The organism is Methyloversatilis sp. NSM2 (genome assembly GCF_038066675.1).
Classification (GTDB): domain Bacteria; phylum Pseudomonadota; class Gammaproteobacteria; order Burkholderiales; family Rhodocyclaceae; genus Methyloversatilis; species Methyloversatilis discipulorum_A.
This window is the reverse complement of sequence record NZ_JBBUKV010000004.1, coordinates 160,595-175,258: the sequence shown is the minus strand read 5'-3', so window position 1 is coordinate 175,258 and position 14,664 is coordinate 160,595. Positions and strand designations below refer to the sequence as shown.

The following is a 14,664-nucleotide window of genomic DNA, read 5'->3' as shown; positions in this document are numbered from 1 at the left end:
GCGGCGACGCCGCAGGCGGGCGCCGTCCTATCGCGGCGGCAGCAGCGCTTCGACCGAACGGGCGGCGCCGAGCAGCGGCAGCCGGCAGTCGGTCACCACCCACAGCGGCAGCTCGGCCATCAGGCCGCTGTGCCGCCCCTTGTCGTGGAAGGCCGCGAGAAAGCGTGCCGCCTGGGCCGGCAACAGCTGGGGGGCGATACCGCCAGTCAGGAAGACGCCGCCGGCGGCCAGCACGGTCAGTGCATGATCGCCAGCGACTGCGCCGTAGCAGTCGACGAATACATCGAGCGCCCGCATCGCATGCGGGTCGCCAGCCGCGGCGCGACGCCACACCGCTTCGCCGTTGTCGTCGGCGCGCACGGCGGTACCGCGCCGGTCGCACAGCCAGTCGTGGATGCGGACCAGACCGGGGCCGGACACGACCTGTTCGGCGATCACCCGTCCGCCCTGGTGGTGCAGGTAAGCCCACAGCTCGGCCTGTTCCTCGTTGGAAGGGGTGAAGCCGACGTGGCCGCCTTCGCCGGGGACGATCACGCAGTTCGCGCCGGCCGGCACGCGCAGCGCGACGCCCAGTCCGGAGCCGGCGCCGATCACCAGCTGCGGCGCACCCGGCCTGACCGCGCCGGTCTGCAGCGACAGCAGTCCGTCGCTGCCCAGCTCACCGATGCCGTGCGCGCTCGCCTCGAAGTCGTTGAGCAGCCGCACCGGTGCGCCGCCGAGCACGATGCGCAGCGCCGCCTCGTCGACCGACCACTCGAGATTGGTCATGTCCACACGCCCGTCGATCACCGGTCCGGCGACGCCGAAACCGGCGGCCTCGAGCTCGACCGCGTGGCGCAGCGTCTGCGCGGTCGCCGCGAAGAAGTGATCGAGCATGGTCGGAAGGTCAGGCCACTCGGCGTTGGTATAGCGCTGCGTGCGCACGAAGCTGAGCCGCGCTCCGTCGATCCGCTCGACCATTCCGAGCAGGCTCTTGGTGGCGCCGATATCGCCGCACAGGATCATTGCAGTCTCCTTTTTTCGATTTTCAGGGCGGCTCGCGCTGCGCCCGTCTGTACCCGGAGGTCCTCGTCATGAAAGCCGGAAAGCCGTTGCGCGTACTGTTCGCCACGTCGGAGTGCGCGCCGTGGGCCAAGGTCGGCGGACTGGGCGAAATCAGCGCCGCACTGCCGCCCGCATTGCGCGCGCTCGGCCTGGACGTACGCGTGCTGCTGCCGTGCTATCCGTCGGTCCGTGCCTGCGCGCGCGGTGCGCGCAGCATCGCCACCCTCGACGCCGAGTTCGGCCTGCCGGCGGCGCGGCTGCTGCGGGCTACGCTGCCGGGCGAGGTGCCGGCGCTGCTGCTCGATTGCCCGGCGCTCTATATGCGCGACGGCGGACCTTACGTCGACGCCAACGGTGCGGACTACGCCGACAACGCACTGCGTTTCGGCCTGCTGTCGCGCGTCGCGGCGCGCCTGGCTTCGGCGGGCAGCCCGCTGCGCTGGCGTGCCGACGTGCTTCACTGCAACGACTGGCCGACCGGGCTGGCGCCGCTTTACCTGAGCGGCCTGCCGGATCCGGCTGGCAGCGTGTTCTCCATCCACAATCTCGCGTTCCAGGGTCTGTTCCCGCTGTCCGAAGCAGGGTCGCTGGGCATACCGGCAGGCGCCTTGCACAGCGATGGCGTCGAGTTCTGGGGGCGGCTGTCCTTCATGAAGGCGGCCTTGCGTTACGCCGACCGGCTGTGTGCGGTCAGTCCGAGCTACGCGCGCGAAATCCTCGACGCCGAGCACGGATGCGGGCTGGAGGGCGTGCTGCGCGAGCGGAGTGCCGACCTCGTCGGCATCCTGAACGGCATCGACAGCGCGCTGTGGGACCCGGCCTCCGATGCGCACCTGGCGAGGTGTTACGACGCGCGCTCGCTGGCCGGCAAGCGCCTCAACAAGCGGGCGCTGCAGGCGGAAATGGGCTTGCAGCAGAACGACGACGTGCTGTTGTGCGGCATGGTGACGCGGCTGACCGACCAGAAAGGCGTCGACCTGGTGCTCGATGCGCTGCCCGCGCTGCTCGAACGGCCGCTGCAGCTCGCCCTGCTGGGCACCGGCGATGCGGCGCTCGAACGGGCGGTGGCCGACGCGGCCGCGGCCGCGCCGGGCCGCGTCGCAGCACGCATCGGTTTCGACGAGGGGCTGGCGCACCGCATCGAGGCGGGCGCCGACGTCTTCCTGATGCCGTCCCGTTTCGAACCCTGCGGCCTGAATCAGATGTACAGCCAGCGCTACGGCACGCCGCCCATCGTGCGCGCGACCGGGGGACTGCGCGACAGCGTGACCGATTTCAGCGAGGCGGCGGTGCGGGGCGGCGAGGCGACCGGTTTCGTGTTCGACGAGGCCAGCGCCGACGCGCTGCGCGGCGCGATCGAACGCGCGCTGGCTGTCTATGGCCGCCCGGCGGTGTGGCGAACGCTGTGCCGCAACGGCATGGCGCGCGCCTTCGGCTGGGATCGGCCGGCACTGGCCTACCGGACGCTGTACGCCTCGGTGCGCGCTCGCCGCTGAGCGCGCGGGCGCAGTCTGGCGGATCCACGGGGCGGACATCGGGTTCAGCGCACGACGTCGGCGAACACGCGCTGCCAGTCGGCGACGAAGCGTCCGATCGCGAATCGCTCGCGCGCGTCGTGCCGGGCGCACGCACCCATGGCGGCCGCTTCGGCCGGGTCGGCGAGAAGACGCCGGGTGGCGTCCACCAGCTTCTGCGGATCGGTGGCGAGGCAGCCTGAGCGACCGTCACGGACGACCGTCACCAGCTCGGTGGTGGCCAGACCGACCACCGGCAGCCCGACCATCATCGCTTCGATCGCCGACAGGCCGAGACTGGTCCAGCGCACCGGATGGAGGTAGAGCCGGTAGCGGGCGAGGAAATGAGGCAGTTCCGGGTTGGCGATCTCGCCCAGTCCCCCGCACTGTTCGGAGCCCATGCCAACCAGATCGATCTGCAGCGACGCGCGCACCTGCTGGAACACGTCCAGCCCCAGCCGGCGGCCGCGCCGCGCCAGGTTGTTCACGACGGCGATGGCGCGCGGCAGTTCGCCGGTGCAGCGCACCTCGTCCGGCACCATCACGCCGTGCTCGATCACGCAGGTCGGCGTGCGCCCGCTGTCCCACATCAGTGCGTTGAAGGCGGTCACATGGACCAGCAGCACCTGCGGATCGTCGACCGGATGACGCGTGTCGGTGGGATGCTGCTGCGGCGGATCGTGTTCGAGGTAGATGCGCGGCAGGCGCCGCTGGGCCTCTGTCAGGTAGCGGTGCTGGCCTTCGTTCCAGGCGGCTGCATCCTGGAACAGGATGCAGTCGAACTGCGTCGTCGCCAGCGCGTCGACCGGTACCTCGACCACGTTGTCTCCCCATGGCAGCGCGCCGGCCCGGCCGCTGTAGCCGGGACTGCGCGCGGCGTCGACCGGCAGCAGGAACACGTGCGGCACCTGGCTGAGGTAGTACATGTAATTTCCGTGCACGTGCCAGGTCAGTATGCGTAGCGGTCGCGCCATGTCAGTGTCCGTCCGCAGTCGGGGTGGCCGACGTGCGGGCGCTGTCGGCCCCCCCGTCGAGCAGCTCGCGTGCGGCGGCGGCGACGCGCGCCGGGTCGAGCAGACGCAGGCAGGCGTGATGGTGCTGCGGACAGACGCTGCGGTAGCACCAGCGGCACGGAACGTCCTCGTACAGCATGCGGTGCTCGACCTGCCACGGTGCGTGCTGCGGGTTGGTCAGCGCATACACGTCGACCACCGGTGTGCCGAGCGCCGACGCGATGTGCACCGGTCCGGTGTTGTTGGCGATCAGCAGCGCGGCGCCGTCGATGACCGCGGCCAGTCCGCCGAGATCGAGCACGCCGGCCAGCGTGGCGCTGCCGGTCGAGGTCTGCCGCCGTACGTCGCGTATCGTTTCGCTTTCGTCAGTGGAGCCGGTAAACACGATCTGCAGGCCGTCCTCGTCGGCCGGTTCCCCGAGGTGTTCGAGCACGGCCGCGTAAAGCTCCGGCGGGTAGCGCCGCGATGGCGCGCTGGCCCCCGGATGCACGACGATGTAGGGCTGCGTGGGGTCGATCCCGGCGGAACGCAGCAGCGTGTCGGCGCGCGTGCGGTCGTCTTCGCGGATGTGGAAGGACAGGTGAGTGTCGTCGGTGCGCGCGCCCACCGCCTCGACCAGATCGAGCTGGCGGCGCACTTCGTGACGCAGCACCTCGTGCGGCTCCGGGTCGATGATCCAGTCGCTGAGCAGGTGATAGGGGTTCTCGCGGCTGTAAGCCAGGCGCAGCGGAATGTGGGCGAGCCAGCAGAGCAGGGCGGCGGGCAGCGCGCTCTGGCTGTATACGGTGAAGATGACGGCCGCGTCGAAGTGTTCCTGCCGCAGCGTTTCCGCCAGCGCCAGCAGCTCGTCCGGCAGCAGCGTGCCGCCGGGCAGCCAGGGCGGGCGCGCCTGCAGTACCTCGTCCGCGTCTTCCAGGTGCGGCTGCAGCGCCTTGCCGGCGGAGCCGGCGAGCAGCGTGATGTGACGTCCTGGCGTCGACTGGCGCAGCGCGCGCAGGGCGGGGGTGGTCATCAGCACGTCGCCCATGTTGTCCAGCCGCACCGCGAGCACGCGACGTGCCGCCTGCCAGGCGTCCATATCGCACTGTCCGCGCAGCGTCTGGCCGTGCGACAGCTGTCCGCCGACGGGCGGTGGCGCCGGGTTCAGGCGGTCCATGACTGAGCTCCCTCCGGCGTCCGCGCGCGCGGTGCCGGGCGACGATGGGCCAGTATGTGGTCGGCGGCGTCGCGCAGCGTGTGCGCGATGTGATCGGGCCGGCGCAGCGGGCCGTCCACCCATTCGGTCTCCGAGCCGACGTCGAGCAGTATCGTCCGGCAGCCGGCACGCCGCCCCGCTTCGACGTCGTCGAGAATGTCGCCGATCATCCACGACGACGCGAGGTCGATGCCGTGCACCTGGGCGGCACGTTGCAGCAGACCGGGCAGCGGCTTGCGGCAGTCGCAGACGCGGGCGCCGTCACTGACCGACGGATGGTGCGGACAGTGATAGATGCCGTCCAGCACGACGCCGAAGGTCGCCAGCCGTTCGAGCAGTGCCGAGAACAGCGTCGCGATGGCCTGGTCGTCGAACAGGCCGAGCGCGATGCCGGGCTGGTTGGTCACCAGTATCAGGCGGTAGCCGGCGCGCTGCAGGCTGAACAGCGCCCCGCCGGCGTCTTCGCGTATGCGCAGGTGGGCGGGGTCGACGTTGTGCGGAACGTCCTCGACCAGTGTGCCGTCCTTGTCGATGAATACGGCGCGGCTCAGCGGACGGCCCGGGGTGGGGCGACTTAGGGCCATGACGTTTCTCCCATCGGCAGCACGGATATTTCGGCGACCACGCTCTCCGGCGGCAGCGTCAGCACGTTCACGACGGCCGCGGCGACCGCCTCCGGCGCCTGCAGAACCTTGGGATCAAGGTCGGGAAAGCGTTCCAGCAGGAAGGGCGTGCGCATGCCGCCGGCGATGACTGCGGTCACCTTGATGCCAAGCGGCCGCAATTCGGCGTGCAGCGCGTGCGAGAAACCGAGCAGCCCCCACTTGCTGGCGTGATAGGCCGAGGCGTTAGGCCAGGCGCGCTTGGCCGCAGTGGATGCGATATTGATGATGTGTCCGCCGCCGACCGCCTGCATGTGCGTCAGCGCCCGTTTGCAGAACAGGAAGGGACCGCGCAGATTGGTGGCCATCACGTGGTCCCACTGCGCGATCTCGAGCTCGGCCAGCGGCAGCGTGTAGTCCACGCCGGCGTTGTTGATCAGGATGTTGAGTGCGCCGAAGCGCTCGCGTGCGTGTTCGAGGCAGCGTTCGACCTGCTCGGCATCGCCGACGTCCACCGCGCAGTGGCCGGTCTCGAAGCCGCGCTCGTTCAGCTCGCGACTCGCCTGTTCGACCGCGTCGCCGCGCATGTCGATCAGCATGACCCGCGCGCCTGCCTGACACAGCGCCTCGCTGAGCGCCCGGCCCAGTCCGCGGGCGGCGCCGGTGATCACCGCGGTGCGGCCTTCGAGAGGACGTGCCGCCTTCATGATCCGGCCCTTTCCTCGAAGGCGGGCGCGTTACGCGTACACAGTTCCTCGTAGATGGCGTCGAGCGAGGTGCCGACCCGCTTCCAGGTAAAGGTGCTGCGGACCCGGCGCAGGCCGGCAGAGCCGAAGCTGCGCGCGCGCAACGGGTCGTCGTGCAGCCATTTCAGGCGTTCGGCCAGCGCCGGCGGGTCGTGCGGCGGCACCAGGTAGCCGGTCTCGCCGTCGACCACCGTGTGCCGGATGCCACCGACATCGGCGCCGATCACCGGGCGGCCACAAGCCATCGCTTCCAGCGGTGTGATGCCGAAGGGCTCGTACCAGGGCGTGGTGACGAACACGTTCGCGGCGCAGTAGTAGTCGCTCAGGGCCTCGCGCTCGCGACGGCCGGTAAACAGCGTCCGGTCGGCCACGCCTTCCTCTTCGGCGATCGCGCGCAGACGCGCGATTTCCGGCGTGTAGCGAGGGTCCGGGTGTTCGCCGCCGACGACGAGCAGCCGCGCGTCTATGCGGCGTTCCCGCTTCAGCACGCCGATGGCGCGGATCACGTTGTCGATACCCTTGCGCGGCACCAGCCGGCCAAGCTGAAGCACGACGAACTCGTCGGCCGGCAGACCGAGCCGTTCGCGCGCACGGCCGTCGCCCGGCCCCAGTTCGCGCGTATCGACGCCGCAGGGGACGATGGCGATGCGCTTGCCATCGGCGCCGTACAGGCCGGTCAGGTCCGCGAAGTCCTGCGGACACTCGGCGATGATGCAGTCGGCACGATCGACCAGCGCTTCCTCGATCGCGATCCGCTCGTCCGGAAATCCGTCGGCGCTGCCCTGATGCAGCCGGCGGACGCGACCGAGCGCGTGGAAGGTGACGACCAGCGGCACCTGCAGCCGGTCGCGCAGGAAGAGGCCCACCTGTCCGGACATGAAGAAGTTCGCGTGCACGATGTCGTAGCGCCACGACCGCTGTTCGCACCAGCGCTCGATCCACGACGCGAAGGCCGGCATATGGGGAAGCAGTGCCTCCTTCGGCAGCGGTTGCGGCGGACCGGCATCCACCTGGATGACGCGCGTGCCGGGTGCCAGCACCGTCACCGCAGGCGTGGATGGATCGTCGCGCCGGGTGAACACATCGACCCGGTGACCCAGTGCGGCCAGCTCGCGGGCGACGAAGGCGACATAGACGTTCTGTCCCCCGCTGTCGACACCGCCCTGCGAGGCAAGGGGTGAAGCGTGTTCGCTGATCATTGCGATGTGCATGGAAGCTCCCGGCCGACAAATGAGATGCGGGGGTGGGGCAATCCATGTGCCCGTGCGAAAAGGCCTCCAGGCAGACCGGGCAGCGCGGCGCCGCCCGATGGCTCATGTAAGTTGAGCCGGACAAGGGAAAGAATTACCCGCTGCGGGGGCAGGGGCGAACGCCGATGGCGGGCCGGGAAAACGACCCAGACCCAAGCTCGATGTCACTCAAGGCGTAACAGGATGATGAGCGGCGTATCGGCGGATCACAGGCGGTAACAATCCGCCGGAGTCGAGCGCCAAAGGGACATGACGGGCAGTTGCGGCGCCGTGCCGCTGCGCATCTGGACGTAATTTATTAACCTTATTTAACAATTACCGAGGCATGTGCATTTGGCGGTGCAGCATGCTGAGAGACCGCGCCGCCCCGGTGCAGCTTGCCGGACGGATGCCGATGTGATGGCCAAGATCGGCGCCGCGGGCCCCCTTTTCACCTGTCCGCCGGAGGCCGCATGCCCCGAGTCCTGCTCGTAGATGATGATCCCGAGGCGATCGAATGGCTGTCGGAGCTGATCCGCAGCGAGGGTTACACCGTCGCCGCGGTCGATTCGCTTAAGGCGGCACGCATACACCTCACCCGCTCGACCCCTGAGCTCATCCTGACCGACCTGATGCTGCCCGACGGGCAGGGCATCGAACTGCTCGCCGATTTCGGCTCCAGACCGGCGCCGGCCATCGTCGTCGTGACCGGCTACGCGAGCATAGAGAGCGCCATCGAGGCGATGCGCGCCGGCGCCACCGACTATCTCATCAAGCCGCTCGACCATGAGCGGCTGCGCGGCATCCTGAGCCGGATGCCGAAAACCGAAGTGCTGCGCGAGGAGATCGGGGAGCTGCGAAGCGAGCTGATACGCCTCGGACACTTCGGACACATGCTGGGAAATTCGCCGGCGATGCGCCGGATCTACAACCAGATCGACCGTGTGGCGCCGACGTCGGCGACCGTGCTGCTGATCGGCGAAAGCGGTACCGGCAAGGAAGTGGTTGCGCAGACGCTGCACGATCTCAGCCGGCGCAAACGCCAGCCTTTCCTGCCGCTGAACTGTGGCGCCGTATCGCCGCAGCTGATCGAGAGCGAACTGTTCGGCCACGAGAAGGGCAGCTTCACCGGCGCCGACCGGCAGCACCGCGGCTTTTTCGAACGGGCGCACGGCGGCACGCTGTTCCTCGACGAAGTGACCGAAATGCGCCCCGACCTGCAGGTCAAGTTGCTGCGCGTGCTGGAAACAGGCACCTTCATGCGCGTGGGCACCAACGATCCCATCGTCACCGACATCCGGCTCATCGCCGCGACCAACCGGGTACCGGAAGATGCGGTGGCGGAAGGACGTCTGCGCGAGGATCTTTACCACCGGCTGAACGTGTTCCCCATCGTCCTGCCGCCGCTGCGCGAACGCGGTACCGACATCGAACTGCTGGCCCAGCACTTCCTGGCAGAACTGAACGAGCGCGAGAACCGGAACAAGCGCTTCTCGCCGGAGGCGCTCGCGTCGCTGTACGCCCACTCGTGGCCGGGCAATGTGCGCGAGCTGAAGAACTACGTCCATCGCGTGTTCATCCTGGCCGACGAGGTGATCGAACCCGATCTGGCGCCGGACAACTTCACCAAGACGTCGGCCGGGCCGGTACTCACCATCCGCGTCGGTACGCCGCTGGAGGAGGTGAACCGGCGGGTGCTCGAAGCCACGCTTCAGGAATGCGGCAACGTGAAGCGCAAGGCGGCCGAGGTGCTCGGCATCAGCCTGAAAACCCTCTACAACCGTCTGTCGCTCTACAACTCGGTGCGTGTCGAGGAACTGGAAACCGAAGGCGATCTGGAGCACAGCGGGCAGGAGGAGTGAGGCGCTTTCCGGAACCGCCCGTCGGCAAAGCCAGCACAGGGGCGCCGAACAGGAGTCATCCGATGAAACGAAACCGAGCGCGCGCATGGCGCGGCAAGAAAACCCTGCACGGCAGTACCGACGTGGATCTGACCCGTCGCCGGCCGCACGACGAAGGACTTTCTCTTCCCTACGAGCGGGACGAGTCGCCGGACGAGCCTGCGGGCAGCGGACCGCGCGCCATCATCGACCAGGCGGCACGCGACGTCGCACGCGGACTGGTCGATACCGATCGGCGCGGAACGCCGTCCGATGTGCCCGGGCCGCCGGTCGAGCCGGGGCAGGCCGACGTGACCGGCGAAGGCGTGGATGTCGGACGATTCTCGCGTACGCGTGGATCCGGCCGCGAAGAATCCTGACCGGGCGCACAGCCCGGGAACACGGTTTGCTGGACCGCTGCACCGCCGCACTCCGCATTCCATTTCCCGTCGCGGCGGCCAACTGCTGGAGGACGTGATCGATGAGCAATGTTACGCATGAACCGATGATGAGCGCGGCTGAGGCCGAATCCCGTCTGGATGCCCAGGTCAGCCGTCTCAAAGGCGCGCTGGCGAGTGCTGCCGCGAGCGGCCGCGAATTTGCGCATGACCTCGCTCGCGACGAAGGATGGGTGGGCGAGGGCGTGCGCTGCGCTCGCAAGCATCCGGTGGCGGCGGTGGCCATTGCCGCCGGGGTGGGACTGCTGCTCAGCCGTATCCTGCGCTGATGGGGCAGGAAGCGACGGGCCGGACCGGCGGGCACGCCGTCGAGGACCTCGGGCAACTGTGGCGGCGTGCGTGTTCGCTGGCGGCTGACTTCAGCCTGCTGGTCGCGCTGGACTTCCGCCGCTCGGCGCGGCGGGCGGTGGAGGCGCTGTGCGTCGCCGTCGTCGCCGCGGTGCTGTTCGCGGTGGCCTGGATCGCCGTGATGGCCGCACTGATAGGCCTTTCGGCAGAGCCCCGCGCCGCGTGGGCGCACGGCATGCTGGGCGCTGGCGCCATCAATCTTTCACTCGCCGTCGCGATGGCGTGGTGGGTCCGCAGCCGGTTGCGCCGGCTGCCGCTCGCCACGTCGATCCGTCAGTTGCAGGGCATCAGTAAAGGGGAGGTAACCGCGGATGGCTGATCACGAAGCGCTCGAACTGGAGCGCGTCGCAGCGCGCGTCGATGCGCAGCGGCGGGCGCTGCGTCAGGCCGTGGACGAATGGACGACCGCGCGCCGCGAGGCCGTGGTGTCCGTGCAGGGTCTGACGGCCGTCGCCGCGTCCGCGTTCGCGCTCGGTGTAGCGCTGCGCGGCAGGCGCGCCCAGGCTCCTCCCGCGGCAGGCCGCTTGCCGGCCTTGCTGGCCGTGGCGCTGGCGGCGGTGCGGATCCACCGCGCCTATCACGACACCTTCCCGCGGCCCGGCACAGCGTGGCGGCATGTTCGGCAGCGTCCCACAGGGGCGCCGTCGGCCGGATGACTGACCGGGCGGACGGGGAGAGGGAAACCATGACGCTGGCTGAACTGGCCGGACGCCTGCGACCTGCCTCGCGTCGGCGCATCGGCCCGGTCAGCCGGTTCGCCGCGGTCAGCGATGCCAGCGCGCTGGTCGCGTTGATCGCCCTGATCGGCTTTGTCGGCTGGGCGCGCGACTTTCCGTCCCCGGCGTCGCTGACGCTGCTTTTTCCGACGTTGATGCCGAGCAGCCTGTTCCTGCTCGGGCTGGTGGCCATCGCGCTGCGCGAGTTGCGCTTCGGCCATCGCGCGCGAATGCGGTACACGGTCACGCTGGCGTCGGCGGTGATCGCCTTCGTGTCGCTCACCCGGCTGGCGGTCGATCTCGACATGCTCGACCCGCAGACCGAACGCGGGCTGGTCGGGGCTCTGTTCTCGACGCAGTCGTCGCCGGTCACCAGTCTCAGTTACGTGTTGATCGCGCTGTCGATGGGGCTGGCCGCATTCGAGCATCCGCTGGCGCGGCGGGTGTCCGGCTGGTGCGGTGCCGCGGTTGCGGCCATCACGCTGGTCAGCCTTTGCGTCATGACGGTGTCACTGTTCGGCGAGAGCCGGCCGCTCGATCTGGACATGAAATTCCCGGTTGCGCTGGCCCTGTTTGCGGCCAGTACCGGCCTGCTGTCGCTGCGCTCGTCGGACACTTTCGCGCAGCACGACGGCGATGCGCCCGGGCTGTCGGTCGTCCGCAATCTGGCCCCGCTGGCCGTGGTGCTCCCGCTCGCGGCGGTGTGGCTGGAAGGCGCCGGCCGTGGGGCCGGACTGTTCCAGCGCTTCGAAGGTGTCGGCGTGGTCGTGGTGACCCTCGTCATCGCCAGCCTGACGCTCATCGTATGGACCGGGCGCAAGCTGGACGACATGAACGATTCGCGGTCGCGCGCGGAACATCGCGCCGACACCCAGCAGACCTGGTTCGAAATCACGCTCGCGCACCTTGGCGAGGCGGTCATCACCGTCGACGATCAGCGTCGCATCGGTCTGCTCAATCCGGCGGCGACCGCGCTGCTGGGTGTCGAGGCCGGCGATGTGGTGGGCAAGCGCATGGAGGATCTGGTTCCGCTCGTCGAGGGGCGCACCGGCGCGCTGCTCGACTATCCATTGCAGCAGGCGTTCGAGGCGGGCGCACCGGTCACCCTGGAGGGTGAGCCGGCCCTGCGCAACGCCGCCGGCCGCCTGCAGCCGATCGAGATCACGGCGACGCCGATACTGGACGCAGAACAGCGCCTGGTCGGCGGCGTGCTGGTACTGCGCGACGTCAGCGCACGGCGTGCGCGCGAGCAGGCCGAGCGCGAAGTCTATGCCGCGCTCGACCGACGGGTGGCCGAGCGCACGCGCGCACTCGACCGCACGACCACAGTGTTGCGCGAGAGCACCGAACTGCTGCGCACGATCGCCGAAACCACGCCCGAGCAGATCATCGCGAAGAGCCGCGCCGGCGCGATCATGATGATCAACCCTGCCGCGCTGAAGCTGATGGGTCTCAGTCGCGCCCAGGTGATCGGCCGCCGGGAGGAAGACCTGTTTCCCGATTCGGCCGACATGCGTCGCATTGCGCAGCACGACCAGGAGGTGATGGAGACCGGGCGCCCGGTGGTGGTCGAGGAGCGGCGCCACACCTCGGCTGGCGAACGCATCCTGCTGGTGACCAAGTCGCCGCTGCGCGACGCCAAGGGTGACGTGGTCGGCCTGGTCGGCGTGTCGAAGGACATTACCGAGCGCAAGCGGGCACATCAGGAACTGGAACAGCTGCTCGACGCCGAGCACCGCCTGCGTGGCGAGGCGGAGCGGGCGAGCCGGGCGAAGGACGAATTTCTTGCCATCGTTTCGCACGAACTGCGTTCGCCGTTGAACGCGCTGAAGGGGTGGGCGCAGGTGCTGGCTGGCGTATCGTCGCCCGACCCGGCACTGCTGGGTCGGGCCAGTGAGGCCATCAAGCGCAACGTGGATCACCAGGTGCGGCTGATCGACGATCTGCTGAGCACCTCGCGCATCATCAGCGGCAAGCTCGACCTGAACTGCACGCGCATCAATCTGGTGGATGTCGCGGCCTCCACGCTGGAAACTTTCCGCGTGCAGGCGCACGAAAAGGGCGTCCGCCTGCGCTTCGAGTCCGAACACGCCGTGGTGCCGGTCTGTGCCGATTATGACCGGATGCAGCAGGTGCTGAGCAACCTGCTGTCGAACGCCCTGAAGTTCACGCCCGAGGGCGGCTCGGTGCAAGTGTTGCTCGCGATGACTGCCGACACGGTGGAGATGACGGTGTCCGATACCGGCATCGGCATCAAGGCGGATTTCCTGCCCCATGTTTTCGACCGCTTCAGTCAGGCGGACACCTCGATGACGCGCCGCTTTCAAGGCCTGGGCATCGGTCTGGCGCTGGTCCGCAATCTGGTGGAACTGCAGGGCGGGGCGGTGCGTGTGCGCAGCGGCGGCGAAGGGCAGGGTGCGGCCTTCGTCGTCCAGCTGCGGCGCCTGCAGGCGCACGAACATCCGTGTCAGCCGCCCGCGTCGCAGCCTCCGCGGCGGCGCCTCGAAGGGGTCAAGGTCCTTCTGCTCGATGACGATGCCGACGCCTGCGACTTCATGCTGCTCATCCTGTCGAAGGCTGGCGCACGCGTGCATGCCTTCGATTCGGGCGACGATCTGCTGGTTGCCTTCGGCGACGGATCCGGTGCCGTGGCAACGGTGCTGCTGCTCGACATCGCGATGCCTCGCGAGAGCGGATTCGAGGTGCTGCGGCGGGTTCGCGAGGAGTGGCCCGATCGCGCGGTGCCGGCCCTCGCCGTGAGCGCGCTGAGCTATTTGGACGACGCGTTGCTGAAAAGTTCGGGCTTCGAAGCGCTGGTCAGCAAGCCGGTCGATGAGCGGGTGCTGATCGACACGATTGCCTCTGTGCTCGACCGGCAGGTGGCCGGCGACGGGGCGACCGGAATCGCTGGATGAAGCGGTCTGGCCTGACGCCGCTGCGCAACGGGGCGGGGCGGACCTGGGCGGCGCTGCGCGGGTGGATCGCCCACGACGCGCCGTCGATGTCGGCCTCGGTGGCGTTCTACGCCGCCTTCTCGCTGGCGCCCATACTGGTTGTCGCAGTGTCGGTCGCCAGCTTCTTCTTCGGCGTCGAGGCGGTGCAGGGCCGCCTGTTCTCGAGCATCGAATCGGTGGTGGGGGCGGCCGGGGCCGAGGCGGTGCAGGCCATGCTGGCCAACGCCTGGCTCAGCGGCGACCAGGGCTGGAGCGGCGCCCTGTCGCTGCTCGCGGTCTTCATCGGCGCAACCGCCACGTTCGCCGAACTGAACAGGGCATTGAACCGCATCTGGAACGTCGATCCTACCCGTCAGGCAGTGATGGGACTGCTGCGCGTCCGGCTGCTGTCCTTCGGCATCGTCATCGGCACCGGCTTCCTGATGGTGGTGCTGCTGATCGCCGACGCGCTGCTGACCCACGCACAGGCGTGGCTGTGGGGTGGGCGCGGTGCCTTGCCGCTGCTGCAGCAGGTACAGCAGTGCGTGTCCTTCGTGTTCCTGTGCGTCGCCTTCAGCGTGTTGCTCAAGGTCTTGCCGGACGTGGTCGTCGCGTGGCGCGAGGCGATCACGGGCGGCGTCGCGGCGGCGGTGCTGTTCGCGATCGGCAAGCACCTGTTCGCGCGCTACCTCGCCTACGTCGGCACGGCGAACGCCTTCGGTGCAGCCGGCTCGCTGGCGGTGCTGATGATGTGGCTGTTCTTCTCCGCGGCGGTCTTCCTGTTCGGTGCCGAACTCGCGGCCGCGTCGCGCCGGTCGGCGGACAGACCGGGCTACATGCCGGTGTAAATGTTGCCCGACGCCGATGGCCGTGCACCCCGCGGGTGCAGGGCACGCGGTTTGCCACTCTGCCGGAAGACGGGAGAGGTTGGCAGGCGCTGCATCGTGCGGGGCCGTCCTCTTCCGCCCGGTCGTACCGACTGGAAA

Annotated in this window: 14 protein-coding genes; 8 read left to right on the top strand and 6 right to left on the bottom strand. The window is 69.1% G+C overall.

Annotated features, from left to right (window positions below):
• Positions 1–27: 27 nt before the first annotated feature.
• On the bottom strand, positions 28–1,005 hold the full coding sequence (locus tag WJU27_RS08510) for a glucokinase (protein WP_341421825.1): 978 nt from the start codon (positions 1,003–1,005) through the stop codon (positions 28–30).
• A 68-nt stretch (positions 1,006–1,073) separates the two neighbouring features.
• On the opposite strand from WJU27_RS08510, the gene glgA reads away from it, so the two are divergent.
• Positions 1,074–2,540, top strand: a complete 1,467-nt coding sequence (glgA, locus tag WJU27_RS08505; RefSeq protein ID WP_341421824.1) for a glycogen synthase GlgA — start codon at positions 1,074–1,076, stop codon at positions 2,538–2,540.
• Between the two features lie 44 nt (positions 2,541–2,584).
• Here the strand turns inward: glgA and WJU27_RS08500 are convergent, their stop codons facing one another.
• From WJU27_RS08500 to WJU27_RS08480, 5 genes are read right to left on the bottom strand one after another with little or no spacing between them, the layout of a single operon-like run.
• The gene (locus WJU27_RS08500) at positions 2,585–3,532 is read right to left on the bottom strand and encodes a glycosyltransferase (protein WP_341421823.1); all 948 of its coding nucleotides are present in this window, start codon (positions 3,530–3,532) and stop codon (positions 2,585–2,587) included.
• Between the two features lies 1 nt (position 3,533).
• Positions 3,534–4,727: a glycosyltransferase family 9 protein gene (locus WJU27_RS08495; RefSeq protein WP_341421822.1), complete on the bottom strand. Its 1,194-nt coding sequence runs from the start codon at positions 4,725–4,727 to the stop codon at positions 3,534–3,536.
• Positions 4,715–5,350, bottom strand: a complete 636-nt coding sequence (locus WJU27_RS08490; protein ID WP_341421821.1) for a D-glycero-alpha-D-manno-heptose-1,7-bisphosphate 7-phosphatase — start codon at positions 5,348–5,350, stop codon at positions 4,715–4,717. The genes WJU27_RS08495 and WJU27_RS08490 overlap by 13 nt, the downstream gene beginning before the upstream one ends.
• Positions 5,341–6,075 carry an SDR family oxidoreductase gene (locus tag WJU27_RS08485; protein WP_341421820.1) on the bottom strand — a complete coding sequence of 245 codons (735 nt, stop codon included), beginning with the start codon at positions 6,073–6,075 and terminating at the stop codon, positions 5,341–5,343. Before WJU27_RS08485 ends, WJU27_RS08490 begins: the two co-directional genes overlap by 10 nt.
• Positions 6,072–7,325, bottom strand: coding sequence for a glycosyltransferase family 4 protein (locus WJU27_RS08480; RefSeq protein ID WP_341421819.1), 1,254 nt, complete (start codon positions 7,323–7,325; stop codon positions 6,072–6,074). Before WJU27_RS08480 ends, WJU27_RS08485 begins: the two co-directional genes overlap by 4 nt.
• A 491-nt stretch (positions 7,326–7,816) precedes the next feature.
• Between WJU27_RS08480 and WJU27_RS08475 the strand changes: the two genes are divergently transcribed.
• The 7 genes from WJU27_RS08475 to WJU27_RS08445 all read left to right on the top strand — a co-directional run bounded on the left by WJU27_RS08475 (position 7,817) and on the right by WJU27_RS08445 (position 14,526).
• Complete coding sequence (locus WJU27_RS08475) at positions 7,817–9,205, top strand: sigma-54-dependent transcriptional regulator (RefSeq protein ID WP_341421818.1); 1,389 nt, start codon at positions 7,817–7,819, stop codon at positions 9,203–9,205.
• A gap of 62 nt (positions 9,206–9,267) precedes the next feature.
• On the top strand, positions 9,268–9,603 hold the full coding sequence (locus WJU27_RS08470; protein ID WP_341421817.1) for a hypothetical protein: 336 nt from the start codon (positions 9,268–9,270) through the stop codon (positions 9,601–9,603).
• A gap of 101 nt (positions 9,604–9,704) precedes the next feature.
• Complete coding sequence (locus tag WJU27_RS08465; RefSeq protein ID WP_341421816.1) at positions 9,705–9,950, top strand: hypothetical protein; 246 nt, start codon at positions 9,705–9,707, stop codon at positions 9,948–9,950.
• Positions 9,950–10,348 carry a phage holin family protein gene (locus WJU27_RS08460; RefSeq protein WP_341421815.1) on the top strand — a complete coding sequence of 133 codons (399 nt, stop codon included), beginning with the start codon at positions 9,950–9,952 and terminating at the stop codon, positions 10,346–10,348. Before WJU27_RS08465 ends, WJU27_RS08460 begins: the two co-directional genes overlap by 1 nt.
• Positions 10,341–10,685, top strand: coding sequence for a hypothetical protein (locus tag WJU27_RS08455; RefSeq protein WP_341421814.1), 345 nt, complete (start codon positions 10,341–10,343; stop codon positions 10,683–10,685). The genes WJU27_RS08460 and WJU27_RS08455 overlap by 8 nt, the downstream gene beginning before the upstream one ends.
• 29 nt (positions 10,686–10,714) lie before the next feature.
• Positions 10,715–13,660, top strand: a complete 2,946-nt coding sequence (locus tag WJU27_RS08450; RefSeq protein WP_341421813.1) for a hybrid sensor histidine kinase/response regulator — start codon at positions 10,715–10,717, stop codon at positions 13,658–13,660.
• The gene (locus WJU27_RS08445) at positions 13,657–14,526 is read left to right on the top strand and encodes a YihY/virulence factor BrkB family protein (protein WP_341421812.1); all 870 of its coding nucleotides are present in this window, start codon (positions 13,657–13,659) and stop codon (positions 14,524–14,526) included. Before WJU27_RS08450 ends, WJU27_RS08445 begins: the two co-directional genes overlap by 4 nt.
• Positions 14,527–14,664 lie beyond the last annotated feature (138 nt).